27 protein-coding genes are annotated in these 25,369 nt (G+C 67.0%); 14 read left to right on the forward strand and 13 right to left on the reverse strand.

The genetic code is table 11. The features are described from left to right. Positions 1-39: 39 nt before the first annotated feature. A complete protein-coding gene (locus IB257_RS20785; protein ID WP_054457746.1) occupies positions 40-1,056 on the forward strand; it encodes an amino acid ABC transporter substrate-binding protein in 1,017 nt (338 codons plus the stop codon). 57 nt (positions 1,057-1,113) lie between these two features. Here IB257_RS20785 and IB257_RS20790 read toward each other — a convergent pair whose 3' ends face one another. The 3 genes from IB257_RS20790 to dprA all read right to left on the reverse strand — a co-directional run bounded on the left by IB257_RS20790 (position 1,114) and on the right by dprA (position 3,729). Continuing rightward, a complete protein-coding gene (locus IB257_RS20790) occupies positions 1,114-1,587 on the reverse strand; it encodes a hypothetical protein (RefSeq protein ID WP_054457790.1) in 474 nt (157 codons plus the stop codon). Positions 1,588-1,595: 8 nt separating this feature from the next. Next, positions 1,596-2,504, reverse strand: coding sequence for a hydroxymethylglutaryl-CoA lyase (locus IB257_RS20795; RefSeq protein ID WP_054457745.1), 909 nt, complete (start codon positions 2,502-2,504; stop codon positions 1,596-1,598). Positions 2,505-2,616: 112 nt separating this feature from the next. Further along, on the reverse strand, positions 2,617-3,729 hold the full coding sequence (dprA, locus tag IB257_RS20800; protein ID WP_192492740.1) for a DNA-processing protein DprA: 1,113 nt from the start codon (positions 3,727-3,729) through the stop codon (positions 2,617-2,619). 216 nt (positions 3,730-3,945) lie between these two features. Between dprA and def the strand changes: the two genes are divergently transcribed. Both def and fmt read left to right on the forward strand, forming a co-directional pair. Beyond that, complete coding sequence (def, locus tag IB257_RS20805) at positions 3,946-4,458, forward strand: peptide deformylase (protein ID WP_054457743.1); 513 nt, start codon at positions 3,946-3,948, stop codon at positions 4,456-4,458. A 175-nt stretch (positions 4,459-4,633) separates the two neighbouring features. Beyond that, positions 4,634-5,575: a methionyl-tRNA formyltransferase gene (fmt, locus tag IB257_RS20810; protein WP_192492741.1), complete on the forward strand. Its 942-nt coding sequence runs from the start codon at positions 4,634-4,636 to the stop codon at positions 5,573-5,575. 34 nt (positions 5,576-5,609) lie between these two features. Here fmt and IB257_RS20815 read toward each other — a convergent pair whose 3' ends face one another. The 4 genes from IB257_RS20815 to IB257_RS20830 are packed head-to-tail and all read right to left on the reverse strand — an operon-like array spanning position 5,610 to position 8,121. After that, on the reverse strand, positions 5,610-6,236 hold the full coding sequence (locus tag IB257_RS20815; protein ID WP_054457741.1) for a pyridoxamine 5'-phosphate oxidase family protein: 627 nt from the start codon (positions 6,234-6,236) through the stop codon (positions 5,610-5,612). A gap of 17 nt (positions 6,237-6,253) precedes the next feature. Next, positions 6,254-6,880 carry an HAD hydrolase-like protein gene (locus IB257_RS20820; RefSeq protein ID WP_054457740.1) on the reverse strand — a complete coding sequence of 209 codons (627 nt, stop codon included), beginning with the start codon at positions 6,878-6,880 and terminating at the stop codon, positions 6,254-6,256. A 49-nt stretch (positions 6,881-6,929) separates the two neighbouring features. Continuing rightward, positions 6,930-7,496: a hypothetical protein gene (locus IB257_RS20825; protein ID WP_175163468.1), complete on the reverse strand. Its 567-nt coding sequence runs from the start codon at positions 7,494-7,496 to the stop codon at positions 6,930-6,932. 37 nt (positions 7,497-7,533) lie between these two features. Further along, positions 7,534-8,121 carry a TIGR00730 family Rossman fold protein gene (locus tag IB257_RS20830; RefSeq protein ID WP_054457738.1) on the reverse strand — a complete coding sequence of 196 codons (588 nt, stop codon included), beginning with the start codon at positions 8,119-8,121 and terminating at the stop codon, positions 7,534-7,536. A gap of 221 nt (positions 8,122-8,342) precedes the next feature. Between IB257_RS20830 and IB257_RS20835 the strand changes: the two genes are divergently transcribed. Then, entirely contained in the window at positions 8,343-8,903 is a 561-nt protein-coding gene (locus IB257_RS20835; RefSeq protein WP_192330248.1) for a bacterioferritin, read from the forward strand. On the opposite strand, the gene IB257_RS20840 is transcribed toward IB257_RS20835, so the two are convergent. Further along, positions 8,900-9,295 (reverse strand): helix-turn-helix domain-containing protein, encoded by a 396-nt coding sequence (locus IB257_RS20840; RefSeq protein WP_119450198.1) that lies wholly within the window; start codon positions 9,293-9,295, stop codon positions 8,900-8,902. The two genes, IB257_RS20835 and IB257_RS20840, sit on opposite strands and share 4 nt — an antisense overlap. An 81-nt stretch (positions 9,296-9,376) precedes the next feature. Here IB257_RS20840 and IB257_RS20845 point away from each other — a divergent pair, with 81 nt between their 5' ends. Then, entirely contained in the window at positions 9,377-9,694 is a 318-nt protein-coding gene (locus IB257_RS20845; protein WP_042796135.1) for a multidrug efflux SMR transporter, read from the forward strand. A gap of 35 nt (positions 9,695-9,729) precedes the next feature. On the opposite strand, the gene rimO is transcribed toward IB257_RS20845, so the two are convergent. The 3 genes from rimO to IB257_RS20860 all read right to left on the reverse strand — a co-directional run bounded on the left by rimO (position 9,730) and on the right by IB257_RS20860 (position 12,386). Continuing rightward, positions 9,730-11,067 carry a 30S ribosomal protein S12 methylthiotransferase RimO gene (gene rimO, locus IB257_RS20850; RefSeq protein WP_054457789.1) on the reverse strand — a complete coding sequence of 446 codons (1,338 nt, stop codon included), beginning with the start codon at positions 11,065-11,067 and terminating at the stop codon, positions 9,730-9,732. A 179-nt stretch (positions 11,068-11,246) separates the two neighbouring features. After that, positions 11,247-11,504, reverse strand: coding sequence for a DNA-binding transcriptional regulator (locus IB257_RS20855; protein ID WP_054457735.1), 258 nt, complete (start codon positions 11,502-11,504; stop codon positions 11,247-11,249). A gap of 249 nt (positions 11,505-11,753) precedes the next feature. Continuing rightward, positions 11,754-12,386 (reverse strand): LysE family translocator, encoded by a 633-nt coding sequence (locus IB257_RS20860; protein WP_192492742.1) that lies wholly within the window; start codon positions 12,384-12,386, stop codon positions 11,754-11,756. 92 nt (positions 12,387-12,478) lie between these two features. Between IB257_RS20860 and rsmB the strand changes: the two genes are divergently transcribed. From rsmB to IB257_RS20895, 7 genes are all read left to right on the forward strand, one after another. Beyond that, positions 12,479-13,816, forward strand: coding sequence for a 16S rRNA (cytosine(967)-C(5))-methyltransferase RsmB (gene rsmB, locus IB257_RS20865; RefSeq protein WP_192492743.1), 1,338 nt, complete (start codon positions 12,479-12,481; stop codon positions 13,814-13,816). Between the two features lie 40 nt (positions 13,817-13,856). After that, entirely contained in the window at positions 13,857-14,447 is a 591-nt protein-coding gene (locus IB257_RS20870) for a DUF4390 domain-containing protein (RefSeq protein WP_082401241.1), read from the forward strand. Beyond that, positions 14,444-16,759, forward strand: a complete 2,316-nt coding sequence (locus tag IB257_RS20875) for an ATP-binding protein (protein ID WP_192492744.1) — start codon at positions 14,444-14,446, stop codon at positions 16,757-16,759. The genes IB257_RS20870 and IB257_RS20875 overlap by 4 nt, the downstream gene beginning before the upstream one ends. Before the next feature lie 11 nt (positions 16,760-16,770). Next, positions 16,771-17,463 carry a response regulator gene (locus IB257_RS20880; RefSeq protein ID WP_054457731.1) on the forward strand — a complete coding sequence of 231 codons (693 nt, stop codon included), beginning with the start codon at positions 16,771-16,773 and terminating at the stop codon, positions 17,461-17,463. Continuing rightward, the gene (gene trkA / locus IB257_RS20885; protein ID WP_054457730.1) at positions 17,460-18,839 is read left to right on the forward strand and encodes a Trk system potassium transporter TrkA; all 1,380 of its coding nucleotides are present in this window, start codon (positions 17,460-17,462) and stop codon (positions 18,837-18,839) included. Before IB257_RS20880 ends, trkA begins: the two co-directional genes overlap by 4 nt. Before the next feature lie 51 nt (positions 18,840-18,890). Further along, complete coding sequence (locus IB257_RS20890) at positions 18,891-20,360, forward strand: TrkH family potassium uptake protein (protein WP_054457729.1); 1,470 nt, start codon at positions 18,891-18,893, stop codon at positions 20,358-20,360. Positions 20,361-20,668: 308 nt separating this feature from the next. Further along, positions 20,669-21,913, forward strand: coding sequence for a YbdK family carboxylate-amine ligase (locus IB257_RS20895; RefSeq protein WP_054457728.1), 1,245 nt, complete (start codon positions 20,669-20,671; stop codon positions 21,911-21,913). Between the two features lie 56 nt (positions 21,914-21,969). On the opposite strand, the gene IB257_RS20900 is transcribed toward IB257_RS20895, so the two are convergent. Then, complete coding sequence (locus IB257_RS20900; RefSeq protein ID WP_054457727.1) at positions 21,970-22,902, reverse strand: methyltransferase domain-containing protein; 933 nt, start codon at positions 22,900-22,902, stop codon at positions 21,970-21,972. A gap of 287 nt (positions 22,903-23,189) precedes the next feature. Between IB257_RS20900 and IB257_RS20905 the strand changes: the two genes are divergently transcribed. Then, the gene (locus IB257_RS20905) at positions 23,190-23,735 is read left to right on the forward strand and encodes a ComF family protein (protein WP_370540115.1); all 546 of its coding nucleotides are present in this window, start codon (positions 23,190-23,192) and stop codon (positions 23,733-23,735) included. Positions 23,736-23,815: 80 nt separating this feature from the next. Further along, positions 23,816-24,286 (forward strand): tRNA (cytidine(34)-2'-O)-methyltransferase, encoded by a 471-nt coding sequence (locus tag IB257_RS20910; RefSeq protein WP_054457725.1) that lies wholly within the window; start codon positions 23,816-23,818, stop codon positions 24,284-24,286. 50 nt (positions 24,287-24,336) lie between these two features. On the opposite strand, the gene IB257_RS20915 is transcribed toward IB257_RS20910, so the two are convergent. Then, positions 24,337-25,329 carry a tripartite tricarboxylate transporter substrate binding protein gene (locus tag IB257_RS20915; protein WP_054457724.1) on the reverse strand — a complete coding sequence of 331 codons (993 nt, stop codon included), beginning with the start codon at positions 25,327-25,329 and terminating at the stop codon, positions 24,337-24,339. Positions 25,330-25,369 lie beyond the last annotated feature (40 nt).

The raw sequence follows: 25,369 nt of genomic DNA on the forward strand, positions 1-25,369 counted from the left end.
GCGTTCCCGCGCCCGCAAAGCAGAACAGGAAACGAGGTCATGAACATTGCAAAAGGGTTGATCGGCGCAGCGTTGCTGGCGGCAGCGGCGCAGGGCGCGCAAGCGGCCACGCTGGACGTGGTGCGCCAGCGCGGCGCCGTGGCTTGCGGTACGACCACAGGCTTCGCGGGCTTCTCCGCGCCTGACGCGCAAGGCAAGTGGCAGGGGCTGGACGTCGACCTGTGCCGCGCGATTGCCGCAGCGGTCTTCGGCGACGCCAGCAAGATCAAGGTGGTGCCGCTGAATTCGCAGCAGCGCTTCACCGCCCTGCAATCCGGCGAGGTGGACGTGCTGACGCGCAACACCACGGTGACGCAGCAGCGCGATACCGCACTGGGCATCATCCACGCCGGCATCAACTTCTATGACGGCCAGGGCTTCCTGGTGCCGAAGTCCCTGGGCGTGAAGAGCGCCAAGGAGATCAACGGGGCCACCATCTGCCTGCAGACCGGCACGTCCAACGAAAACACGCTGGCCGACTGGGCCCGCGCCAACAACGTGAGCTACAAGCCGGTCGTGATCGAGACCTTCAACGAGGTGGTCAACGCCTTCGCCGCGGGCCGTTGCGACGTCTTCAGCACCGACGCCTCGGGCCTGGCCTCGATTCGCATTTCCAAGCTGCAGAACCCCGACGACTACGTGGTGCTGCCCGAGATCATCTCCAAGGAACCGCTCGGCCCCTTCGTGCGCCAGGGCGATGATGCCTGGCTGAACATCGTGCGCTGGTCGTTGTCGGCCATGATCGAAGCCGAGGAATACGGCGTGTCGTCCGCCAACGTGGACGAGCAGGCCAAGAGCGCCAACCCCAATATCAAGCGCATCCTGGGCGTCACGCCCGGCAGCGGCGCCAACCTGGGGCTGGACGAGAAATGGGCCTACAACATCGTCAAGCAGGTGGGCAATTACGGCGAAAGCTTCGAGCGCAACGTGGGCCAGGGCAGCCCGCTGAAGATCAAGCGCGGGCTGAATGCGCAATGGACGCAGGGCGGCCTGATGTACGCGTTGCCAATACGGTGATGACGGCGGGTTTCGCGCGTTGGGTACTCGATTGCCCGTGCGCGAAGCCCGATGGCTTTATCCGCGCCGGTACAACTCCGCGATCTTCACGAACGCGGCGCGCAATTCCCGCGTGCCGCCCTGGAAGATCATCGGCCGGCCGCGGTGCGTGAACACCACCAGCCGCTTGGAAAACAGCATCGGCACGAAGCGCGCGTAGCGCACGTCTTCCCAGGCGACTTCGCGGCGCGTGAACCAGGTCTGGCGCAGGCCGCGTTCATCGATGGTGGTGATGGATGTCTGCATGTGCCAGGAAACGAACAGCAGCCCCAGGAAGCACAGTCCCACCACGACGGCCAGCAAAGTGTCGAAGGGCTGCGAGGGCGCGCGGATGGCGGTGGTGACCACCTGCACGCCCAGCACTGCCAGGATGACCCAGGTCAGGATGCGGACCCAGTCGGGCCAGGCCTGGCCGGACAAGGGCAGGGGACCGATGGTCCGCAGCAGCGCCGCGTGCTCCTCGGCGGAGGGCGTGCTGGCCGGAGTATTCATGCGATCCGTCATGCCGCCCGTTTGGCGGCGATGGCGTTGCCGGCGCGGCTCGAGCCCTTGCGGTTCAGGTGGGCCGACATCCACTGGCCGATATCGACCACGGCGTCGAAATCCACGCCGGTGTCGATGTCCAGTCCGCGCAGCATGTACAGCACGTCTTCGGTGGCGACGTTGCCGGTGGCGCCCTTGGCGTAGGGGCAGCCGCCCAGGCCGGCCACCGACGTGTGGAAAATCGAGATGCCGGTTTCCAGCGCCGCCAGGATGTTGGCCAACGCCTGCCCGTAGGTGTCATGGAAGTGGCCGGAGATGCGGGCCGGGTCGGCCACGCGCGTCACCGCGGTCATCACTTCGCGCACGCGCCGGGGCGTGCCCACGCCTATGGTGTCGGCCACGTCGATCTCGTCGACCTGCATTGCCAGGTAGCGCTGCGCCACGTCCACCACCGCTTCCACCGGTACTTCGCCCTGATAGGGACAGCCCAGCGCGCAGCTGATACTGCCGCGCACGCGGATGCCGGCGGCGCGCGCGGCCTGCACCACGGGCTCGAAGCGCGCGATCGATTCGGCGATGGAACAGTTGATGTTCTTCTGCGAGAAAGCTTCGCTGGCCGCGCCGAAGATTACGATTTCGTCGGCGCCGGCGGCCAGCGCACCCTCGAAGCCCTTCATGTTGGGCGTCAGCACGGAATAGATGGTGCCGGGACGGCGCTCGATGCGGGCCATGACTTCCGCGCCGTCGGCCATTTGCGGCACCCATTTGGGCGACACGAACGAGGCGGCCTCCACGTTGGGGAAGCCTGCGGCGGATAAGCGGTTGACCAGTTCCACCTTGATGTCGGTGGGCACGAATTCCTTTTCGTTCTGCAGGCCATCGCGGGGCGACACCTCGACGATCTTCACGCGGGAGGGCAAAGCCATGTCTATTCCTGTCTCGGGATGGGGTAGGCGGCGCGGCAGGGCGGCGCTATCTGCTCAATATTAGCGCCATAGCGCCGACCCTGTTTTGCAGGGAGGTCCAGGGGGAACAACCCTATTTCATGCGTTGGTAACGGCCGTCGTCCAGCTGGACGACGCGGCCTTGCAGCTCCAGTTGCACCAGTTGCGTCTGCAGGTCGGCGGTGTCCATTCCACTGCGGGCCTGGATCGCATCCAGGTGCAGCGGATCGTAGCCCAGCGCGTCCAGCACCGGGTGGTCAGGCAAGGCCTCCGCGGCGGCAGGCTGGGCGCGCGCGGCCGGCGTGGGGTCGCCGCCCAATTCGTCGGTGATGTCGCGGGCGGTCTCCACGAGCTTGGCGCCCTGGCGGATCAGCGCATGGCAGCCGCGCGAAAGCGGTGAATGGATGGATCCGGGAATGGCGAAGACCTCGCGCCCGCCTTCGGCCGCCAGCCTGGCCGTGATCAGCGATCCGCTCTGGCGGGCGGCTTCCACTACCAGCACCCCGCGCGCCAGCCCGGCCACGATGCGGTTGCGCTTGGGGAAGTGCTGCGGCAGCGCGCCCGTGCCCAGTGGCAGTTCCGACACCAGTGCGCCGTGCGCCGCGATGCGATGCGCCAGGTCGCGATGCTTGGCGGGGTAGATGCGGTCTATGCCGGTGCCCATGACGGCCACGGTGCCGGCGCCATCGGGGCCGGCGTCCAGCGCGCCTTCATGGGCGGCGCCGTCGATGCCCAGCGCCAGCCCGCTGATGACGCGCCAGCCATGCCCAGCCAGATGCCGCGCAAAGGCGCGGGCGTTCTCCTGGCCGCCGGGCGTGGCGTTGCGCGCGCCCACCACGGCCAGCGACGGTCCCTGCAGGAAAGCGGGATCGCCCGCTACGTAGAGCAGGATGGGCGGGTCGGCGATGGTCAGCAGGCTTTGCGGATAAGTCGGATCGGCCAGCGTCAGGATGTGCCGGCCGGGCGCGGCTACCCATTCCAGCGCGCTTTCGACCTGCGCTGCCATTTCTGGCGGCATTGGGGCGGCCAGTTGCCGCGCCAGCGCCTCGGGCAGATGGCGCGACAAGGCGGTGGCGCGCTGGGCGTAGATCTGTTCGGGCAGGCCGAGCGCGCCGAGCAGGGTGCAGGCGGTGGCGGAGCCTATGTTCGGTTCCAGGGACAGGCGCAGCCAGGCGGCCAGTTCGGAAAGGGATTGCGTAAGCGGCATCGTGCGGGCGCGTAAGGGCGTCGGTGGTGCGAGAGTGTCGCATGCGGGGCGCTGGACCGCGGGCCCGAGGCGGATTGATTTGCGGCGCGGAGCGGCCAGGAAACGCCGCGGACATGGCAATCCGGCCAATCCCGGGATTAGCCGAAAACTATTAGAAATCAAGAGTCTAATGAATTAAACTCTTATGTAAACCTGACTACTGGCATTTCCCCCGCAATGGCTTTACTTCCTATTCTTCGCTACCCGGACCCGCGCCTGCACAAAAAGGCCAAGCCGGTCGCCGAGGTCGACGACCGCATCCGCCAACTGGTGCGCGACATGGCCGAAACCATGTACGACGCGCCGGGCGTAGGGCTGGCCGCGACCCAGGTCGACGTGCATGAGCGCGTCGTCGTGATCGACGTGTCCGAGGAAAGCAACCAGTTGCTGGTGCTGATCAATCCCGAGATCACCTGGCGCAGCGACGACTACAAGATCTACGAAGAGGGTTGCCTGTCCGTGCCCGGCGTCTATGACGACGTCGAGCGGGCCTCCCGCATCCGTTGCAAGGCGCTGGATATCGACGGCAAGCCCTTCGAGTTCGAGGCCGACGGCCTGCTGGCCGTGTGCGTGCAGCACGAGCTTGACCATCTGGAAGGCAAGGTGTTCGTGGAATACCTGTCCAGCCTGAAGCAGAACCGCATCAAGACCAGGCTCAAGAAGGCCGAGCGCGAAGCGTTGCGAGCGTAAGGGGCTCACCCCCTACCCGCTGCGCGGGCCCCCTCAGGCGGGCCGCCGTCCAAGGGGTGGCGCAGGCGAACCGGCAAAGCCGGATCCGCGGCGCCCCGGATCGGCCAGGCCTCCTGGCTGCGGGCAACGCGATTCTTTGAACGTCCGTTCCATTTCATTCTTCTTTTCTCGTCCCATGCGCCTAGTCTTTGCCGGCACGCCGGAATTCGCCCGTATCGCCTTTGACGCCCTGCGCGCCGCAGGCCACGAGATCCCGCTGGTCATGACCCAGCCCGACCGCCCGGCCGGGCGCGGACTGAAGCTGACGCCCAGCCCCGTGAAGCAGGCGGCGCTGGACGCCGGCATCGAGGTCGCCCAGCCGCGCAGCCTGCGCCTGGACGGCCGCTATCCCGAAGAGGCCGGCGAGGCCCGGGCCCTGCTTGAGCGTGTGGCGCCCGACGTGATGGTGGTGGCGGCCTATGGCCTGATCCTGCCGCAGTGGGTGCTGGACCTGCCGCGCCTGGGCTGCCTGAACATCCATGCCAGCCTGCTGCCGCGCTGGCGCGGCGCCGCGCCCATCCAGCGCGCCATCGAAGCCGGCGACGCGCAGACTGGCGTGACCATCATGCAAATGGATCAGGGCCTGGATACGGGTGACATGCTGCTGGAACGCATCGTGCCCATCGGCGGCGACACCACGGCGGCCGAACTGCACGATGCGTTGGCGCTGGCGGGCGGGGAGGCGATCGTTGCGGCGTTGGACGCGCTGGCTCAAGGCGGACTGACGCCGCGCAAGCAGCCCGAGGCCGGCGTGACCTACGCCGCCAAGCTCGACAAGGCCGAAGGCGCGCTGGATTGCACGCAGCCAGCCGAACTGCTGGCGCGCCGCGTGCGCGCCTTCAATCCCGTGCCGGGCGCCAGCATCCGCCTGCCCGGCCTGGCAGATCCGGTGAAGGTGTGGCGCGCGCAGGCGCTGGACCAGGCCACGACGGCTGCGCCAGGCAGCGTGCTGCGCGCCGATGCCACGGGCATCGACATCGCCACCGGCAACGGCGTGCTGCGTCTGTTGGAACTGCAGAAAGCGGGCGGCAAGCGCCAGCCCGTGGACGTGTTCGCGCGCGGCTGGCAGCCGGCCTGAACCCGCCGGGGCCTGGCGGCCCCGGGATCTTTCTTCAATACAAGGTGCTGGCCACGCGGGCAGGCAATTCGCGGTCGTAGGTGACGCCGTCGAAGGTGCCCGCCGTCAGGTCCGACAGGATGCGGCCCACGCTGGGCAGCGCGGTGCGCGGCACCTGTGTCGCCGGATCCCATAGCTTGGAGCGCAGCAAGGCGCGCGAACACTGGAAGTACACGGTGTGCACGTCCACGACCAGCACCGAGCGCGGGAGCTTGCCGTCCATCTCGAAGCGCGCCAGCAGCGCCGGGTCCACGCTGATGCGCGCCGCGCCGTTGACCCGCAGGGTCTCGCCCACGCCCGGCACCAGAAACAGCAGCGCGACCCGAGGATCGGCCAGGATGTTGCGCAGGCTGTCGATGCGGTTGTTGCCGCGGCGGTCCGGCAGCAGCAGCGTCTTGTCGTCCTCTACCACCACGAAGCCGGCGGGATCGCCGCGCGGCGAAGCGTCCAGGCCATCGGGGCCCGCAGTGGCCAGCACCGCGAAAGGCGCCGCTTCGATGAAGGCGCGGTAGTGCGGATGCACATGATCCACCTCCTTCTTGATGGAGGCTTCGCCGGACGCGCCATACAGCGCCTGCAGGGCGTTTGCGTCGGTGACCAGATGGGCGGGATCGATATGCATGGCTGCGGGTTCCAGGTTCAGGCCAGCGCGGCTGGCAGGTCGGCAACGGTCAGGAACAGCTCGTCGGGGCCGCGTTCGCGCAGGGCCTCGACATGGTTATAACCCCAGGCGACGGAACCGATACGCACGCCGGCCTTGCGGGCGGCGTCGATGTCGCGCATTTCGTCGCCCACCAGCAGGAAGCGCTCGGGGGCGGTGCCATGCTGCTTGAGCAGGCGGTCGATCTTGGCGGACTTGCCGAACAGGTCGGTGCCGCATTCGTAGTCGTCGAACAGGGCGGCGGTTTCAGCGCCCAGCACGCGCTGCACGTTCTCGATGGAGTTGGAGCTGACCACCGCCAGCCGCAGCCCGCCCGCCTTCAGGCGCGCCAGCGCGTCGGGAATGCCGTCGAACAGGTGCACGCTGGGGTCGATTTCCTGCATCAGCGTGCGCACGTGGGCCATGATGGCGGGCAGCTTCCACAGCGGGATGCCCAGAAACTTGAGGATCTCGGCGGCATCGCGATGGCGCAGCTGGTCGCGTTCGGAGGCGTCGATCTTGCGGAAGCCATATTTGTCGGCCACCGTATTCAGGATGGAGTTGAACCATGGCATGGTGTCCGCCAGGGTTCCATCAAAATCAAAAGCGGCGATGTCGTATTTCAAGTCGCGGGTCTCTGAGCCTGTTGATGCTGAAAATAGTCTTGTGCCGGCCCTAGGCGCCGTTCGGATGCAGCAAATAGTGCACGACGGGAGCCAGGCCCTCGAGCGGCGGCGCGCCGGCCACGACGCGGGCGGCGCTGGTCCAGGGATAGTCCAGACCCAGCAGCCAGCCGAACACGGCTTCGGTGTCGTGCGCGGGCAGCGTCACCATGGTTTCGATGGTGATGACGAGGTTGCTCGCGCGATAGGGCTCGGGCTGGAATTCCCAGTCATAGCGGCCACAGCCCACACGGACGTTGCCCGTGGCCTTTTCCGTCATGCCCACGATCCAGTCGCACTGGTAGGCGGGCAGGCGCGCCCCGGCCTCGGGTCGCGCCAGATAGAACGTGTAGACGTTGTCGTAGGTCTGGCCGAACTTGCGCACCAGCGTATCGGTGATGGCGGCCAGGCCGTGCGACTCGGGCGGGAAGGCGATGGCCTGCGTGCGCAAGGCCATCTTCAGCACGGCGTCCGGCGCGAACGCGCGCGCCATGTAGTGCGGGCGGTTCTCGTCCTTGGCATGAAAGTAGTCGCGCAGGACGGACTCGGTGCTGGCGGGAGTCAACGCATGGGTGGGCATTGCGGGGCTTCCGTTGTGGTCGGGTGGATGGATGGCCTCAGGCCTTGATCTGTTCGAACCACTTCGAGACATTGGGCGGTTCGTACATGGCGTAGCGGTCCAGCAGCAAAGCAGGGTCCTCTTCCACCACCAGCATGTCGCGATGCTGGGGGCGGATGAATTCTTCCTCGACCGCATGGTCCACGAACTGGACCAGCGCGTCGTAGTAGCCGGCAATGTTCAACAGGCCGCAGGGCTTCTGGTGCATGTTCAGCTGCGCCCAGGTCCAGACCTCGAAGAACTCTTCCAGCGTGCCCGCGCCGCCGGGCAGCGCGATGAAGCCGTCGGCCTTCTCCATCATCATGGCCTTGCGCTCGTGCATGTTCTGCACCAGGTGCAGCTCGGTCAGGCCGCGGTGCGCCTGCTCCTTCTTCATCAGCAGTTCGGGGATCACGCCGATCACGCGGCCGCCGGCGGCCAGCACCTCATTGGCGACCACGCCCATGATGCCCACGACCGAGCCGCCATACACCAGCCCCAGATCGCGCCGCACCAGTTCGCGGGCCAGCACGCGGGCCTGCTCGATGTAATCCGGCCGGGCGCCCGGGTTCGAGCCGCAATACACGCAAATGTTCTTCAAAGTCATAGATCTTCGGGTGATGCCCATCCCGTTACAGATTGCGTCACGGGTTTTCGGGAAGCCCATAGTTTACGCAAGGATCGAAAACCGTTTTCGCCGGGCAATTTGGGGGGGCGCAGGCAATGTTTGGACACAGCATGTTCCGCCACGATCGGTAGACTGGGTTGTACGGAGAGACTGGAAGCCCAGTGTCGCAGTGCTTTCACTTAACCAAGAGGAGCCACGATATGGAACAAGCAACCCGTACCCAAACGCAGGCGAACCGCCCGTTCGACATGGACGTGAAGGCCATACGCGCCAAGGCGCGCCAGGACATCGAGTCCGGCGCCGTGACCGACACCTATCGCGCCGACCGCCAGACCGTGCTGAAGCTGCTGAATGAAGCGCTGGCCACCGAGATCGTCTGTGTGCTGCGCTACAAGCGCCACTACTTCATGGCCCGCGGGCTGAACGCCGAGCCCGTGGCCGCGGAATTCGCCGAACACGCCACGCAGGAACAGGACCATGCCGACCGGCTCTCGGAACGCATCGTGCAGCTGGGCGGCGAGCCCAACCTGTCGCCCAAGGGGCTGTTGGAGCGCAGCCATTCCGAGTACGTCGAAGGCACGTCGCTGGAGGACATGATCAAGGAGAACCTGATCGCCGAGCGCATCGCCATCGACAGCTACCGCCAGATGATCGAGTACATCGGCGAACAGGACACCACCACGCGCCGCCTGCTGGAAGAGATCCTCGCGGTGGAGGAAGAGCACGCCGACGACATGTCGGACTTCCTGGCCAAGCGCTAGCGGACGCGGCGCGCCGCCCGGGCGTCATGGCGGCGCGCGGCCGCGTCCAGCGCCGCATGATGGGTCTCGGCCCAGCGGTCCAGCGCGATCAGGGCCACGTTCAGGGATTGGCCCAGTTCGCTCAGCCGGTAGTTCACGTGCGGCGGCACGGTGCCCAGATCCTCGCGCAGCACCAGGCCGTGACGCTCCAGTTCCTTGAGCGTCTGGGTCATGACCTTCTGTGAAATCCCGTCCAGCCTGCGCAGCAGCTCGTTGTTGCGCATGGGGCCATGTTCCAGCGCAGGCAGGATCAGCGGCACCCATTTGCCGGCAATCAGTTCCAGCGCTCGGCGCGACGGGCAGGCAGCGTCGAACACGTCGCCCGAGGGCACGGAGGCGGATGGCTTTTTCATAGTTACCAAAAGGTGCGTACTTGTCTTGTGGTAACTATAGTCTCTAAGCTAGCCGTTCCCTGGTTCTGGCAGGAGGCCGCAATGGCCTGGTTGATTCTGGTCGCCGCGAGCGCGGTGGAAATCGTGATGGCCCTGGCCTTGAAGTATGCGGATGGCTGGACGCGATTCTGGCCCAGCGTGATCGGCATTGCGGCCGCCCTGGGCAGCGTGTTCCTGCTGACGCTGGCCATGAAGCAGCTGCCTGCTGGCACGGCCTACGCCATCTGGACCGGTATCGGGTCCGTGGGCATTACCGTGCTGGGAATCATGCTGTTCGGGGATTCGCCGTCTGCCGCGCGCCTGCTGTGCATTGCGATGATCGTGGGCGGCGTGGCTGGGCTCAAGCTGCTGGAAGCCTGAGCTGCGCGCGGCGGGCGCCGCGCGCGGGAGCGGATTCAGATCGCGTCGGCCCAGAGGTCGTATTCGTCGGAATCGGTGACGCGGGCGCGCACCAGATCGCCCGCCTTCAGGGGCTTGTCCGAGCTGACGTAGACGCAGCCGTCGATTTCAGGCGCATCGGCGCTGCTGCGGCCCACGGCGCCGTCTTCGTCCACTTCGTCGATCAGCACGTCGATCTCGCGGCCGACCTTCCTGGCCAGGCGGGCGGCGGAGATCGATTGCTGCAGCTCCATGAAGCGTTCCCAGCGTTCCTGCTTGACCTCGTCCGGCACCGGATTGTCCAGCAGGTTCGCGGGCGCGCCTTCCACCGGCGAATACTGGAAACAGCCCACGCGGTCCAGCTGCGCTTCCTGCATCCAGTCCAGCAGGTACTGGAAGTCTTCCTCGGTTTCTCCGGGGAAGCCGACGATGAAGGTCGAACGGATTGTCAGGTCCGGACAGATCTCGCGCCAGCGCTTGATGCGGGCCAGGGTCTTGTCCTCGAAGGCCGGGCGCTTCATGGCCTTCAGGATGCGCGGGCTGGCGTGCTGGAACGGGATGTCCAGGTAGGGCAGGATCTTGCCCTCGGCCATCAGCGGGATCACTTCGTCCACGTGCGGGTACGGATACACGTAGTGCAGGCGCGTCCACACGCCCATCTCGGACAAGGCCGTACAGAGCTCGGTCATGCGGGTCTTCACCGGACGGCCGTTCCAGAAGCCGCTGCGGTACTTCACGTCCACGCCATAGGCGCTGGTGTCCTGCGAGATCACCAGCAATTCCTTCACGCCCGCCTTGACCAGGCGCTCGGCTTCGCTGAGCACATCGCCCACCGGCCGGCTGACCAGGTCGCCCCGCATCGACGGGATGATGCAGAAGCTGCAGCGGTGATTACAGCCTTCCGAAATCTTCAGATAGGCGTAGTGCCGCGGCGTGAGCTTGATGCCTTGCGGCGGCACCAGGTCCAGGTAGGGATTGTGGTCCTTCTTGGGCGGCGCTGCCTCGTGCACTGCGCGCACCACCTCTTCGTATTGCTGCGGGCCGGTCACGGCCAGCACGCTGGGGTGCACGTCGCGGATCACCGATTCCTCGACGCCCATGCAGCCGGTCACGATGACCTTGCCGTTCTCGGCCAGGGCTTCGCCAATGGCCTCCAGCGATTCCGCCTTGGCACTGTCGATGAAGCCGCAGGTATTGACGACGACCACGTCGGCATCGTTGTACTCGGGCGTGACTACGTACCCTTCGGTGCGCAGTTGGGTCAGGATGCGCTCGGAGTCGACCAGGGCCTTGGGACAGCCCAGGGAAACGAATCCCACGCGCGGGGTCCGGCCGTCGGCGTTGGCGGCGGCGATGGTGTCGGCCAGGGCGGAGGTGGCGGACGCGTTCGCGTCAGCGTCGTTGGCCTTGCCGGGGCCCTTGCCAGGCCGGGAGGTTTCGAGGATTTCCAATGTCGTTCACCAAAAAATCGCGCGGCAAGCGTGTCGCGCGGCGGATGTGTTGTTCGTGTCGGGCGAGGCCGGGGCGGCTGGCCTCAGGATTCAGCGTGTTCGTTGGCGGGCCACGGGGGCAGCTCTCGCAGGGTCTCGGGATGCATCATTGCTACCTGCAGCAGGGTCTTCGCCGCGCCCGAGGGGGTGCGCCGTCCTTGCTCCCAATCTTGCAGAGTGCGTACGCTCACGCCCAGCAGTTCAGCGAAATCCGTTTGCGGCAGGCCCACGCGGCTGCGTGCTTCGCTGATATGCGACGCCTGCCACGGTACGCTGCGCGCCGTCGGGGCAGCATTCTTCATGGCTCTTCAAAAGTCGGGCGCCTGTGTGGCGTCCCAGGGTTCAGGCCATCGCACCAGGATGGGCGGCGAAGGCGAATTTTTAATTATACGGCATTGCCGTAGGTCAAGCGCGGGGCGCTCCAATAGCGCGATGTGCCTACTGTCAGGAATCATCCCCGCGCGTAGTGCGGTCGCGAGGCGGATCGATGCATCCGCGTTGTTGGGTGCTGCCCAACGTGTATCCGCGCGGGATTTGGAATCGAGGTTGCATCAAGGCGCGCTGCGCCGATACAGCGCCAGCGTCCCCGCCAGCCCGATCAGCAGTCCCCCGCAGACGCGGTTCAGCCAGCGCAGGCCGGCGCCCTGGAAGGCGCGCACCATCTGCGCGCCCAGCGCGGCGTAGGCCAGCATCACGGCGATGTTCATCAGCGCCATGACCCCGGCCAGTACGGCGTACTGCGCCAGCAGAGGGGCGGCGGGATTGATGAACTGGGGCAGGAAGGCGGACATGAACAGCAGCGCCTTGGGGTTGGTCAGCGCCACCGCGAAGCTGCGCAGGCCCAGCGCCAAGCCGGCCGGACGCCGGGCGTCCGCCTGGGCGGCGGGCATGACCAGCGCCGCGTCCGAGCGCAGCATCTTCCAGCCCAGGTACGCCAGATAGGCCGCGCCCACCCATTTGATGAGCTGGAAGGCGATTTCGGACGCCGCCAGCACCACGCCCAGGCCCGACGCCACCGCGCCGATCAGGACCAGGTCGGCCAGCACCGCGCCGGCCATGCCCCAGCAGGCAGCGCGCACGCCGTGGCGCGAACCGTTGCTCATGGCGAGCAGGACGGTGGGGCCCGGCGTGATGATGGTGATGGCCGAGGCCAGGATGAAGAGCAGCAGGGTGGCGAGGGTCATGAGGGGCTCCGTGGCTGGGGCCAGTGTGCCGCGACGGCCGCCATTCGTCCAGGTCCGGCTACCATAGCGGTCTTATCTCCTGAATTTGCATCATGTCCACGCGTTCCGACTCCCCCAATCTGGCCCCTCCGCTGTCCTCCGTCCTGCTTTCCAGCGCGGAGGTGGTCGAGGGCGTGCTGGACGGCCGCTCCCTGACGGACGCGCTGGCCGACGTGGAATCGTTCCTGCGACCCGCCACGCAGGCCGTGTCGTTCCATGCCATGCGTTACCTGGGCTGGGCCGACGCCGTGGGCCGCGAGATGGTGCAGCGCTATCCCAGCGTGTTGTTCGAATCTTTGTTGCTGGTGTCGCTGACCCTGCTGAAGGAAGAAGGCGATGCCGCCGCCGCCCTGCCGGGCATGCCGGTCTACGCGGCGCACACGGTGGTGGACCAGGCCGTGACGGCGGCCTCCCGCAGCCGCGCCCTGGCTTCCTATAAGGGCATGCTCAACGCCTGCCTGCGTCGTTTCCTGCGCGAGCGCGCTGCGCTCGAGGCTGCCGTGGGGGACAGCCCCGAGGCCCAATGGAACCACCCCGGCTGGTGGGTCAAGCAGCTGAGCGTGGCCTATCCGCGGGAATGGCGCGAGATCCTGGCTGCGGCCAATGTGCCCGCGCCGCTGACCCTGCGGGTCAATCGCCGCCGCGCCAGCCGCGAGCAGGTGTTGGCCGCCTTCCAGGCCGCCGGCCTGGCGGCCGAACCTGTGGGCCAGTCCGGCCTGGTACTGGCCACGCCCAAGCCGGTCACGCAACTGCCCGGCTTTGCCGAGGGCTGGTGGTCGGTGCAGGACGCCGGCGCGCAACTGGCGGCCGAACTGCTGGCGCCTGCCGACGGCATGCGGGTGCTGGACGCCTGCTCGGCCCCTGGCGGCAAGACCGCCCACCTGCTGGAGCTGGCCGATATCGACCTGCTGGCGCTGGATGCCGACGCCGACCGGCTGGCCCGCGTCGGGCAGAACCTGGACCGGCTGGGTCTGGCAAGCGATCGTGTCCAGTTGAAAGCGGCGGATGCGGCCGACCTGGACGCCTGGTGGGACGGCAAGCCGTTCGACGCCGTGCTGGCCGACGTCCCCTGCACGGCCTCGGGCATCGTGCGCCGCCATCCCGACATCCGCTGGCTGCGGCGCGAGAACGACGTGCGTCGCACGGCCACCCTGCAGGCCAGCATCCTGGACGCGCTCTGGCGCACCGTGGCGCCCGGCGGGCGGCTGCTTTACGTGACTTGCTCGATCTTCCCGATCGAGGGTACGCGCCAGGCGCTGGAGTTCATGCAGCGCCATCCGGAGGCGCAGCGCCTGGACGCGCCCGGCCAATTGCTGCCAGTTGCGGTCGATGCAACACCTGCGGCGCAGCGCGACGGGTTTTTCTACGCCTTGTTTGCCAAGCAGTCCTGAATCGCCAAGAATAGGGGGCATGACGTAGTTCCGGTGCCGTATGTCCATTATTCCGCGCTTATTTCTCGGGTTGTTGCTCGCATCTGCCTTGCTTTCCTTCGTGCCGGGCGGGCAGGCGCATGGGGCGGAACCCAAGGTCACCGAAGTTCGCCCGGCGGTTCGAGACGGCCAGCTCCAGATCGACGCGGACATCGAGTTCGAACTGAACTCGCAGCTGCGCGAAGCCGCCCAGCGCGGAGTGCCGCTGTATCTCACCGCCGACCTCACCGTCACGCGCGAACGCTGGTGGTGGTTCGACAAGTCCCTGGTCGACACGTCCCGCACCTGGCGCATCATCTACAACGCCCTGACCCGGCAATGGCGGGTGGGCGTGGGCGAACTTACCTTTCCAGTCGCCTCGCTGGATGACGCCATGGGGGTCATCCGGCATATCCGCAACTGGCCGGTGGCGGACGCCGCCGACTTCGATGCGGGCGTGCTGTACGGCGGCCAGTTGCGCCTGCGCCTGGATACGTCGCTGCTGCCGCGGCCCTTCCAGGTCAACGCCCTGAACAGCAGCTCCTGGGTACAGTCGACGCCGTGGATGGACTTCACGTTCGTGCTCAGCGACAAGGAGAAAGACCCGTCATGAGGCTTGTGCTTCGGCTGGCCCTGATGGTTGGCGCCGCAAGCGGCCTGGCATTGCTGGGGCTGTTGGCGTGGTCCACCGGCAATGCCTCGCGCTTTGCGCGCTACTACGACACGCTGCTGGTGCTGAATGGCATTTTTGCGCTGGCGCTCTTCATCTGGGTGGTGGCGCTGACCGTGAGGCTGGCGCGGCAGATCCGTCGACGCCAGTTCGGCGCGCGGCTGACGGCCCGTTTTTCCCTGGCGTTTGCGCTGATCGGCGTGGTGCCCGGCGCCCTGATCTACACCGTGTCGGTGCAGTTCATGTCGCGCTCGATCGAATCCTGGTTCAACGTGCGCGTGGACACGGCGCTGGAGGCGGGCCTGAACCTGGGCCGCGCCGCGCTGGATTCGCTGCTGGCCGACCTGGACGCGCGTGCGCGCTCCATGGCGATGGAACTGAACCGCAGTTCCGACAGCGGCGTGACGCTCGCCTTGACGCGGCTGCGCGAGGCCAACGGCGTGCAGGAAGCCATGGTCTTTACCGGCAGCGGGCGCATGATCGCGTTCTCCACCAGCCAGTACGGGCAATTGCTGCCCGCGATGCCGCCGTCCACCGTCATGAACCAGCTGCGGCTGGCGCGCGGCTACTCCGCCGCCGAGGCCGATGACCCGGTGACCCCCGGCGCTGAAGGCGGGCTGCACCTGCGGGTGGTGATTCCGCTGACCGGCCCCGACCGCTACGACAACCTGTTGGGACCGGCATCCGAACCGCGTTGGCTGCAGCTGCTGCAGCCGGTACCCGAGCAGATCGCCCACAACGCCAATCTGGTGCAGCAGGGTTTTCGCGACTACCAGGAGCTGGCGCTGTCGCGGCTGGGCTTGCGCAAGCTGTACGGCATCACCCTGACCCTGGCCTTGCTGCTGGCGGCCTTCGGCGCCATCGCGGTGGCGCTCTCATTGTCCAAGCGGCTGGTGCGCCCGCTGCTCAGCCTGGCGGGCGGCACGCAGGCCGTGGGCGTGGGCGACTACCGGCCCTTGCCCGAGCCGCCCGAGCGCGACGAAGTCGGCCAGCTCACGCGTTCGTTCAACGCCATGACACGCCAGCTCGACGAGGCCCGCCGCATGGTCGAGAGCAACCGGCAGCAGCTGGAACGCTCCAATGTCTATCTGGAAAGCGTGCTGTCGAACCTGTCCTCCGGGGTGCTGGTGTTCGACGAATCGTTCCGCGTCACCACCGTCAACCAGGGCGCCCAGACCATCCTGGGCGCGGACCTGCGCTCGGTGATCGGACGGCCGCTGGAAACCGTGGCCGGCATGCTGGAGTTCGCCAACATCGTGCGGCAGGCTTTTTCCGCCCACGCCGCGGTGGGGTCCGAGCGCCAGCACTGGCAGCAGCAATTCGAGATCGCCCCGGGCCAGGACGACGCGCCCGCTGGCTCGCAGCCCCTGACCCTGCTGGCGCGCGGCACGCATCTGCGCGTGGACGGGCGCGGCAACGGCTATCTGGTGGTGTTTGACGACATCACCGAAGTGATCTCGGCCAACCGGACCGTGGCCTGGGGCGAAGTCGCCCGCAGACTGGCGCACGAGATCAAGAACCCGCTTACGCCGATCCAGCTATCGGCCGAGCGCCTGGCGATGAAGCTGGAGGGCAAGCTGCCTCCCGCCGAGGCCCAGATCGTGGCACGGTCTACCAATACCATCGTCAACCAGGTGGCATCGCTCAAGCAGATGGTGGACGACTTCCGCGAATATGCCCGCACGCCGCCGGCCGTGATGCAACGCATCGACTTCAACGCCCTGGTGGCGGACGTGCTGTCGCTGTACGGCTGGGAGCCCGAAGGCGGTTCGTCGCGCCTGGCCGAAATGGCCCTGAATCTGGACGTGACGCTGGCGCCGGACCTGCCGCCCATCGAGGGCGATCCCACCCAGTTGCGGCAGGTGATCCATAACCTGATGTCCAATGCCCGCGACGCGATCGCCGAGCAGGGCGGGCAAGGGCGGGTCAGCGTGACCACGCAGCTCATGCGCAGCGAGCAGCCCGACCGGGCGGCCCATCAGGCGCTCAGGTTCACGGTCGCCGACACGGGCCCGGGCTTTCCTCCCCAGGTCATGCAGCGCGCGTTCGAGCCCTACGTCACCACCAAGTCCCACGGGACTGGGTTAGGATTGGCAATCGTACGCAAGATCGTGGAAGAACACGGCGGGCGTATAGACCTTGCGAACCGCAAGGAAGGGGGCGCGCGGATCTCCATATTGTTGACCCGGCTGGCTTCCGAGGCCGATACTATGGACGCGACCGCGCAAGAAAAGGATAATGCGGCTACGCAATAGGTGGATGCTTTATGGCCAGAATTCTGGTGGTTGACGACGAAGTCGGTATACGCGAGCTTTTGTCGGAAATCCTATACGACGAAGGACACACGGTCGAGCTGGCTGAAAACGCGGCGCAAGCGCGCGCCGCACGCTTGCGCATGCGTCCTGACCTGGTGTTGCTGGACATCTGGATGCCGGACACGGACGGCGTCAGCCTGCTCAAGGAATGGGGCTCGCAAGGCCTGCTGGACATGCCCGTGATCATGATGAGCGGCCATGCCACCATCGACACGGCAGTCGAAGCCACGCGCATCGGCGCCATGGACTTCCTTGAAAAGCCGATCACGCTGCAGCGCCTCCTGAAGACGGTCGCCGCCGGCCTGGCGCGCGGCCGCGCGCCGCATCCGGCGCCTGCCACCGCGCATTCGGCCGTGGCCAGCCCGGCGGTGGCGCTGGAAGACGAACTCGATCCCCCGGTCCAGGCCGCCGCGCCGTCCAACGAAGTCCCCGTCACGTCCAACGGCCAACTGGGCAGCATTTCGCTGGACCAACCGCTGCGCGAGGCGCGCGACGAATTCGAGCGTATCTATTTTGAATACCACCTGGTCCGCGAAAGCCACAGCATGACCCGCGTGTCGGAACGCACGGGGCTGGAACGCACCCACCTGTACCGCAAGCTCAAGCAATTGGGCATCGAGTCCGCCCGCAAGCGGAGCTCATGAAGATCCTGATCATGGGCGCTGGTCGCGTAGGCACCAGCGTGGCCGAGAACCTGGTGTCCGAAGAGAACGACATCACGGTGATCGATTCGGATCCTGTCCAGCTCCAATACCTGCAAGAACACTTCGACCTGCGCGTCGTCCATGGCGACGGCTCGCAGGTTTCGGTGCTGGAGGCCGCTGGCGCCGCCGACACCGACCTGCTGATCGCCTGTGCGGCCTCGGATTCGGCCAATATGGTGGCCTGCAAGATCGCGCGCCAGCTGTTCAACATTCCCCGCCGCATTGCCCGCATCCGTTCGGTGGAGTTCGCCGAACACCCGGAACTCATGAGCGAAGAGGGCTTCTGCATCGACGCCCTGATCAGCCCCGAGCGCAGCGTCACCACCTATCTGCACAGCCTGATCGAATTTCCCGAGGCCCTGCAGGTGGTGGAGTTCGCCGAAGGCCGGGTCAGCGTCGTGACCGTGCGGGTCGGCGCGGGCAGCCCGATGGCCCATTCGCCGGTCGACAAGCTGCGCGACGTCTGGCCCGACGTGAAGGCGCGAGTGATCGACGTGCTGCGCGGCGGCAGGCCGCTGCGGGCCGGCAGCGGTACCGTCGTCGCCCCGGGCGACGAGGTGGTGCTGGTGGTGGACTCGCGCGATGCGCGCCGCGCCGTTCGGCAGCTGCGTGAGGCCGAGCGTGCCGTGCGCCGCGTGATGATCGCGGGCGGCGGCAACATCGGCCTGCGCCTGGCGCGCCAACTGGCCGAGGAAAAATACAGCGTCCGCATCATCGAGCGCGACCAGAAGCGCTGCGAATACCTGGCGACCCAGTTGCCCGACAGTGTGCTGGTGCTGCACGGCAGCGGCACCGACGAGGCGCTGCTGGAACGCGAGAACATCGAGGACATGGACACCTGGCTGGCGCTGACCAGCGACGACGAGGACAACATCATGTCCTCGCTGCTGGCCAAGCGCCTTGGCGCGCGCAAGGTGATCGCGCTGATCAACCGCCAGGCCTACGGCGAGCTGATGCAGGGCAGCCATATCGACATCGCCGTGTCGCCATCCCAGGCCACCATGAGCGAACTCCTGCGGCATGTGCGCCGCGGCGACGTGGCCGCCGTGCACCGGCTGCGCCAGGGCGTGGCGGAAGCGCTGGAGGCCATCGCCCACGGCGACCGCTCCACCTCCAAGGTGGTGGGGCGCGCGGTCGGGCAGATCAGCCTGCCCAAAGGCGCCAGCATCGGCGCGCTGGTGCGGGAGGACGAAATCATCCTGCCGGACGCCGACACCGTGATCGAATCCGACGACCACGTCATCGTCTTCGTGCCCTCGCGCCGGCAGATGCCGCGCGTGGAAAAGCTGTTCCAAGTCTCGGCGTCGTTCTTCTGATGCGCGCCGCCTCCTTCCTTCTGCGCGGGCCGCGCGCGGCCGGATAGCTCCATGAAGCGCGTCCTGGGCACTCTCTACATCCTGGGCCTGACGATGGTGATGTTCGCGCTCACCATGCTGATCCCGCTGACCGTCGCCTACGTGGGCGGCGACGGCGCGCGCGAGGCCTTCCTGGACGGGTTCCTGATCTCGGTGGGCATAGGCGGCGGCCTGGCCGCGATAACGCGCCGCGCCCGCTGCGAGCTGCGGGCGCGCGACGGCTTCGTGCTGGTGTCGGCCGTGTGGGCGGGCCTGCCCCTGCTGGCGGCCATTCCGCTGCTGCTCTACTTCCATGGCGCCGGCTTGCCGCTGTCGTTTACCGGCGCCTATTTCGAGGCCATGTCGGGCCTGACCACCACCGGCGCCACCGTCCTGACCAATCTGGACACCTTGCCCGCGTCGATCAACCTGTGGCGGGCCACGCTGATCTGGATCGGCGGCATGGGCATCCTGGTGCTGGCCGTGGCCATTCTGCCCCTGCTTGGCGTCGGCGGGCACCAGGTGGTGCGGGCGGAAACCCCCGGACCGATGAAGGACGAGCGGCTCACGCCGCGCATCGCCAGCACCGCCAAGGCGCTGTACGCGGTGTATTTCGTATTCTCCATCCTGTGCTTCCTGGCCTACCGGGCGGTCGGCCTGTCGTGGTTCGAGGCTTGGTGCCACATGGCCACCACCATGGGCCTGGGCGGCTTTTCGACCTGGGATGACGGCTTCGCCCATTTCGATTCGGTCGCGGTGGAAATGGTGGCGATGGTGTTCATGCTGATCGCGGGCATCAACTTCGCCACCCACTTCAATGCCTTCCGCCAGCGCAGCGCGCGCGCCTACGTGCGGTGTCCGGAGGCGATCCCCTACCTGGTGGTGGTATTGGGAGTCGGGCTGGTCATTTCGGTGTTCCTGTTCCTGAAAGGGGTCTATGAAGATCCGCTGCAGGCGCTGCGCTACGGCATGTTCAACACGATTTCCATGGCGACCACCACGGGCTACGCCAATACCGACTTCGCGCAATGGCCGCTGTTCGCTCCGCTGACCATGCTGCTGCTGTCGGGCTTCGCCACGTCGGCCGGGTCGACCGGGGGCGGCATCAAGATGATCCGGGCGATCCTGCTGGTCAAGCAGGCGCGCAATGAGCTGGTCACAATGTTGCACCCGCACGCGGTCAGCCCGGTGCGCATCAATGGCCGCGCGGTCGAGACCCGCACCATGTCGTCGGTGCTGGCCTTTATGCTGTTCTACGGCCTTTCCATCGCCGTTTTCACCAGCCTGCTGCTCCTGTCTGGCCTGGATCCGATCACCGCCTTCTCGGCCGTCTTCGCCAGCGTCAACAACACCGGACCAGGCCTGGGGCCCGTCGGACCCATGGGCAACTTCGCCGTCCTGTCCGATTTCCAGATCTGGGTCTGCACCTTCGCGATGCTGATCGGGCGCCTGGAACTGCTGACGGTGCTGGTGTTGTTCACCCCTATTTTTTGGCGGAAATAGATAAGGGACAACCCTTATAAGGGTTGTCCCACCCCCTCTTGAAAGCCCCTTGAGCGCTTGCTTTCCGGCTGCCGCAGCCCGGGAGGCCGCGCCATTTCTATGCCGTGAGCGCTCGCTCACTTTCCTTCACAGGGAAAAACCGATTGCTTCGTGATGTTGCACATAAATGTCACGATTTTCCATCTTCTTGCCACAAAACAGCGGCTATCATGCGTGCACAAGCTGCCGTCTAGTGCCCCCCGGGCTGTTTCCGGGCTTCAAGGTCGAACGGCGCACACCCTCATCAAACATTCAGAAAGGAGTCCGAGATGGAACAGATCCCGTTCATTTCGTCGGCCCCCAACACCCTGGGCATCGAGCTCGAGCTGCAACTGATAGACCCGCGCAGTTTTGACCTGACCGCAGCCTCGGACGAGCTGCTGGCCCAAATGGCCAACCACCCCATCGCCGACCGCGTTAAACCGGAAATCACGCGGTCCATGATTGAACTGAATTCCTCGGTGCACGAGCACCCCATGGGCCTCTTGGCCGAGATGCGCGAAATGCGCGACGCCCTGATCGAAGCGGCGGACGCCGTGGGCGTATCGGTCGCTGGCGGGGGCGCCCACCCCTTCATGCGTTGGCAGGAACGGTCCATTTCGGACACCCCGCGCTTCCAGTACCTGGCCGAAATGTACGGTTACCTGGCGCGTCAATTTACGGTCTTCGGCCAGCACATCCACCTGGGCGTCAAGAGCGGCGACGATTCCATCAAACTGTTGCGCCGCCTGTCGCCCTATGTGCCGCACTTTATCGCCCTGTCGGCCTCGTCGCCCTATTGCGAGGGGGTGGACACCTTGTTCTCGTGCTCGCGCCTGAACGCGGTGAACAGCTTCCCGCTGGCCGGGCACATGCCGCCCGAGGTGAAGGACTGGTACCAGTTCGAGGCCCATCTGGCGCAGCTGCGCGCCTATGGCCTGGCGGAAAGCATCAAGGACCTGTACTGGGACATCCGCCCCAAGCCGGAATTCGGCACGGTCGAAATCCGCGTGTGCGACACGCCGCTGACGGTCGAACGGGCTTGCCAGCTGGCGGCTTTTGCCCAGGCCCTGGCGGTGCTGCTGATGCGCGAGGGCGACCCCGGCGACGGCGCCTGGCTGTCCTACCGCAGCAATCACTTCCAGGCTTGCCGCTTCGGCCTGCAGGGCAGCTACGTGACCCCGGACGGCCAGCGCCTGCGGCTGATGGACCACCTGCGCAACCTGTTCCAGCGCCTGATGCCGGTGGCTGAAGAACTGGGCACGGGCGACATGATCGCCGCCCTGCGCGATGAATCCATGCGCAGCGGCAACGATTCCCGCTGGCTGCGCAGCCAGTTCCACCGCTTGCGCGACCTGCCGTTGGTGGTGGAGGCCATGTCGAACGCCTGGCGCGGCGTGGCTTCGCCCGGCGTAGGGCCCGCAGAACCGACGGCGGTCCTGAGGCGCCGCATTCGCGCAACCTCCGAGCCTATGTCGGCGTTGCCGGCTTCCGAGCCCGGGGTCAGCGTGCCGATGCCGGAACGCCTGCACTAGACGGGGAGGCCGGCGCCCGCAAAGCGCCGGCTCTGCCGGTCAGCCTGCGGCCCAGGTCAGGGCGCGCGGTGCCGGCCGCCAATCGCGCTGACCGACAGCCGGGTTTCACCGGCCACGGTGCGATGCGCCGCGGCGCGCCAGGCGTGGCCGTAGGCGACTTCGATACTCAGCACGATCAGACCGTCGGGCCGGCGCTGCGCTTCCAGCGCGGCGCAGAGACGGTCGCGCCAGTCGCGGCCCACCAGGCCGCCGCGCCGGCCTTCGGCCGGGTTGCCGCCCAGCGCGCGTACGTCCTGCAGCAGCTTTTCCGGGCTGCGGTAGGTCAGGGTCAGGATCTCCTGGTCCATGACCGGATCCGCGAAGCCGTTTTCCACCAGCAGGTCGCCGAAATCATGCATGTCCACGAAGGACGGCGTAGCCGTGCGCAGCCCGGCGTCGTCCAGGGCCTGGCGCAGTTCCCGCAGCGTGGCCGGCCCAAGACAGGAGAACATCGCCAGTCCGCCCACTTTCAGGATGCGCCGCCATTCCGCCAGCACGGCGTGCGGAGCGCGGTGCCAGTGCATGGCCAGGTTGGACCACACCAGTTCCAGCGATTCGGGCGCCAGGCCCGTCGCCGCCAGGTCGGCGTTGACGAAGGCAGGGGCGGCCGGGCCGCGGCGCGCCAGCTTGCCGATCCAGGCCGACAGGCCGGCAGGGGCATGGCGCTTGCGCGCCTGTTCCAGCAGCGGTTCGCAGTTGTCCAGCCCGGTATAGGCGGCGTCGGGATAGCGTTCACGCAGCAGCGGCAGGTTGTCGCCCGCGCCGCAGCCCGCGTCCAGCATGGCTTGCGGCTGGACCCGGATGTATTGCAGGCGGCCCAGCATGCGGCGGGCGATTTCCCCGTACAGGAACTGGGCCTCGGCCAGGTCGCCGCGGCGGGCGAATTGCCGGGGCACGTCGGCGCTGACGATGGGCAGGGAGGGGAGCGTTGCGGATTCTGGCAGGGACATTTCGGTCGCACCCGCGTCTGCAACGCGGGCGGATCATGGTTTCATGAGGGATGGCATCCATTATTGCGCATCCCGGCCGCGGTTTCCGATTGCCCCTACGGGTCATGGGGCGGCGGCTGCTGTCGCGCGTCGGTTGCGACTGCCCCTTGTGCGGCGCCCGGGTGGCGGGTGCTAGGCTTTGCGCGGGCTGCGAGGCGGATATCTGCGGCGATGCTCTCCGCCGGGCCGATAGTGGGGTGGTCGCGCGTCGCCCTGCAGCGCCACGCTGTCCTCGTTGCGCCCTGCGGTTGCGCCCGGATGCGCCGCACTGCGCCGCCTGCCTGGGCGCGCCCCGGACGTTTTCGCGCACGATTGCCGCCTTTGACTACGCGCCGCCCGCCGACACCTTGATCCTGATGCTGAAGACCCGGCTGCGCCTCAGCATGGCGCCGGTGCTGGCCCGGATGATCGCGGCTGCCGTGGCCCGAGACGGGCCTGCGCCGGAAGGCGCCTTGCTGGTGCCCGTTCCCGCCAGCCGCGCATCGCTGCGCCAGCGCGGCATGAATCCGGCCGGTGAAATTGCGCGCAGCCTGGCGGCGGAGCTGGGGCTGCCGCTGGCGCGCGGGCTGCTGCGGCGCCGGCGCGAGACGCCCCGGCAGACCGCGCAGGGCCGCCAGGCCCGCCGGCTCGGGGCGCAAAACCTGTTTTATTGCGTGGGCGACGTGCGCGGCCGGCAGCTGCTATTGGTGGACGACGTCATGACCACCGGCAGCACCGCCAACGCGGCCGCCGCTGCGCTGCTGGCAGCAGGAGCTGCGGATGTCACGGTGCTGGTGGCGGCGCGCACGCCCTGAGCCGGCCCCCAGGTAAATCGGCGACAATTCCCGGTGCGCGGCGACGTTTCCGCCGCAAGCCGTCCCGAGTCCCTAGCGCCATGTTCCACGTCATCCTTGTTTGTCCTGAAATCCCGCCCAATACCGGCAACGCCATCCGCCTGTGCGCCAATACGGGCGCGCAATTGCACTTGGTTCGTCCCTTGGGCTTCGAGCTCGACGACGCCCGCATGCGCCGCGCCGGCTTGGACTACCACGAATGGCAGCCCGTCCGCGTGCACGACACGCTGGAGGAGGCTTTGGCCGATACCGGCGCCGCGCCGTCCAGCATCTACGCGCTGACCACGCATGCGCAACGCAGCGTGGCGGATATCGGCTTCAAGCCGGGCGACGTGTTCGTATTCGGCCGCGAAACTTCGGGCCTGTCGGAAGAACATCAGGCGATGTTCCCGCCCCAGCAGCGCCTGCGCCTGCCGATGCGCGCTGGCCAACGCAGCCTGAACCTGTCGAATGCCGTCGCCGTGACGGTGTTCGAGGCCTGGCGTCAACAGGGGTATGAAGGGGGAGTGTGACGGGGGCGCGCTGAAGCCGGCGCGCCTGGCCCGTCACGGCTGGGCTGCAATCAATCCAGCGACAGATTCAGCTTCTCGATCACCTGGTCCCAGCGCGCCTTTTCATTCTTGATGCGGGCGGTCAGGGCTTCCGGCGTGGACGGCGCGGGGGTGAAGTACTGCAGCGCCAGCTGCTTGCGCACCGCTTCGCTGCCGATGATGCGCGCCAGCTCGCTGTTGAGCCGTTCGACGATGGGCGTGGGCGTCCCGGCCGGAACCAGCACGGCATTCCAGGAAATGGCTTCAAAGTCCGGATAGCCCTGGGATGCCATCGTCGGCACGCCCGGCAGCGCCTCGCTGGGCTGCAGGCTGGTCACGGCCAGCAGCTTCACCTTGCCGTCGCGGGCCTGGGGCACGGCGATGGCGGGCACCATGAAGCCGGCCTGGACATCGCCGCCGATGATGGCCGAGATGACCTGCGGGAAGCCGGAATAGGGGATGTGCGCCAGGTCTACGCCGGCGCTTTCCTTGAACATTTCCATCGCCAGATGGGCCGAGCTGCCCGGGCCCACGGAACCGTAGTTCAGCGAATTGCCGCGGCCCTTCACCAGCGCGACGAAGTCCTTGACGTTATCGACCTTCAGGCTGCTGGGCACGACCAGCACGTTGGGGCTGGTGCCCACCAGCGATACCGGCTGCAGATCGCGCAGCGGGTCGTAGCCCAGCGTCTTCTTGTACAGCGTGGGGGCGGTGACCAGCGGGCCGTTGATCGTGTAGAGCAGCGTGTAGCCGTCCGGCTTGGCCTGCGACACGATGCGCGTGCCGATGTTGCCGCCGGCGCCCGGCTTGTTGTCGATCACGATGGGCTGGCCCAACGCCTGCGACAGCGGTTCCGAGATGGTGCGCGCCAGGATGTCGGGCGACGAGCCGGGCGGGAAGGGCACGACCATGTGGATCGGACGGTCGGGCCAGTCGGCATGGGCGGCGGCGGGCAGGATGGCGGCCAGGCTCAGGCACAGGCCGCGTAGCAGCGGGCCGACCCGGAACTTGCGGGTTTGCGTCATGAAGGATGTCTCCTCGGGGTTGTGCGTGGTATTTGTTTTT

The organism is Achromobacter sp. ACM03 (genome assembly GCF_014851665.1).
Lineage (GTDB): Bacteria > Pseudomonadota > Gammaproteobacteria > Burkholderiales > Burkholderiaceae_B > Achromobacter > Achromobacter aegrifaciens.

Bases quoted from the DNA above. Each gene is read 5' to 3' on its own strand.
- IB257_RS20815 (WP_054457741.1), bottom strand. From the start codon at position 6,236: ATGCATATCGATCCCGCCCATCTGGTCACCGACGCAAACGCCCTGCAG.
- IB257_RS20870 (WP_082401241.1), top strand. From the start codon at position 13,857: ATGTCCATTATTCCGCGCTTATTTCTCGGGTTGTTGCTCGCATCTGCC.
- IB257_RS20830 (WP_054457738.1), bottom strand. From the start codon at position 8,121: ATGACTTTGAAGAACATTTGCGTGTATTGCGGCTCGAACCCGGGCGCC.
- IB257_RS20880 (WP_054457731.1), top strand. From the start codon at position 16,771: ATGGCCAGAATTCTGGTGGTTGACGACGAAGTCGGTATACGCGAGCTT.
- IB257_RS20790 (WP_054457790.1), bottom strand. From the start codon at position 1,587: ATGAATACTCCGGCCAGCACGCCCTCCGCCGAGGAGCACGCGGCGCTG.
- IB257_RS20910 (WP_054457725.1), top strand. From the start codon at position 23,816: ATGTTCCACGTCATCCTTGTTTGTCCTGAAATCCCGCCCAATACCGGC.
- trkA (WP_054457730.1), top strand. From the start codon at position 17,460: ATGAAGATCCTGATCATGGGCGCTGGTCGCGTAGGCACCAGCGTGGCC.
- IB257_RS20835 (WP_192330248.1), top strand. From the start codon at position 8,343: ATGGAACAAGCAACCCGTACCCAAACGCAGGCGAACCGCCCGTTCGAC.
- rsmB (WP_192492743.1), top strand. From the start codon at position 12,479: ATGTCCACGCGTTCCGACTCCCCCAATCTGGCCCCTCCGCTGTCCTCC.
- IB257_RS20860 (WP_192492742.1), bottom strand. From the start codon at position 12,386: ATGACCCTCGCCACCCTGCTGCTCTTCATCCTGGCCTCGGCCATCACC.
- fmt (WP_192492741.1), top strand. From the start codon at position 4,634: ATGCGCCTAGTCTTTGCCGGCACGCCGGAATTCGCCCGTATCGCCTTT.
- IB257_RS20900 (WP_054457727.1), bottom strand. From the start codon at position 22,902: ATGTCCCTGCCAGAATCCGCAACGCTCCCCTCCCTGCCCATCGTCAGC.
- IB257_RS20785 (WP_054457746.1), top strand. From the start codon at position 40: ATGAACATTGCAAAAGGGTTGATCGGCGCAGCGTTGCTGGCGGCAGCG.
- IB257_RS20840 (WP_119450198.1), bottom strand. From the start codon at position 9,295: ATGAAAAAGCCATCCGCCTCCGTGCCCTCGGGCGACGTGTTCGACGCT.
- IB257_RS20855 (WP_054457735.1), bottom strand. From the start codon at position 11,504: ATGAAGAATGCTGCCCCGACGGCGCGCAGCGTACCGTGGCAGGCGTCG.
- IB257_RS20845 (WP_042796135.1), top strand. From the start codon at position 9,377: ATGGCCTGGTTGATTCTGGTCGCCGCGAGCGCGGTGGAAATCGTGATG.
- IB257_RS20875 (WP_192492744.1), top strand. From the start codon at position 14,444: ATGAGGCTTGTGCTTCGGCTGGCCCTGATGGTTGGCGCCGCAAGCGGC.
- IB257_RS20825 (WP_175163468.1), bottom strand. From the start codon at position 7,496: ATGCCCACCCATGCGTTGACTCCCGCCAGCACCGAGTCCGTCCTGCGC.
- dprA (WP_192492740.1), bottom strand. From the start codon at position 3,729: ATGCCGCTTACGCAATCCCTTTCCGAACTGGCCGCCTGGCTGCGCCTG.
- def (WP_054457743.1), top strand. From the start codon at position 3,946: ATGGCTTTACTTCCTATTCTTCGCTACCCGGACCCGCGCCTGCACAAA.
- IB257_RS20795 (WP_054457745.1), bottom strand. From the start codon at position 2,504: ATGGCTTTGCCCTCCCGCGTGAAGATCGTCGAGGTGTCGCCCCGCGAT.
- IB257_RS20915 (WP_054457724.1), bottom strand. From the start codon at position 25,329: ATGACGCAAACCCGCAAGTTCCGGGTCGGCCCGCTGCTACGCGGCCTG.
- IB257_RS20890 (WP_054457729.1), top strand. From the start codon at position 18,891: ATGAAGCGCGTCCTGGGCACTCTCTACATCCTGGGCCTGACGATGGTG.
- IB257_RS20895 (WP_054457728.1), top strand. From the start codon at position 20,669: ATGGAACAGATCCCGTTCATTTCGTCGGCCCCCAACACCCTGGGCATC.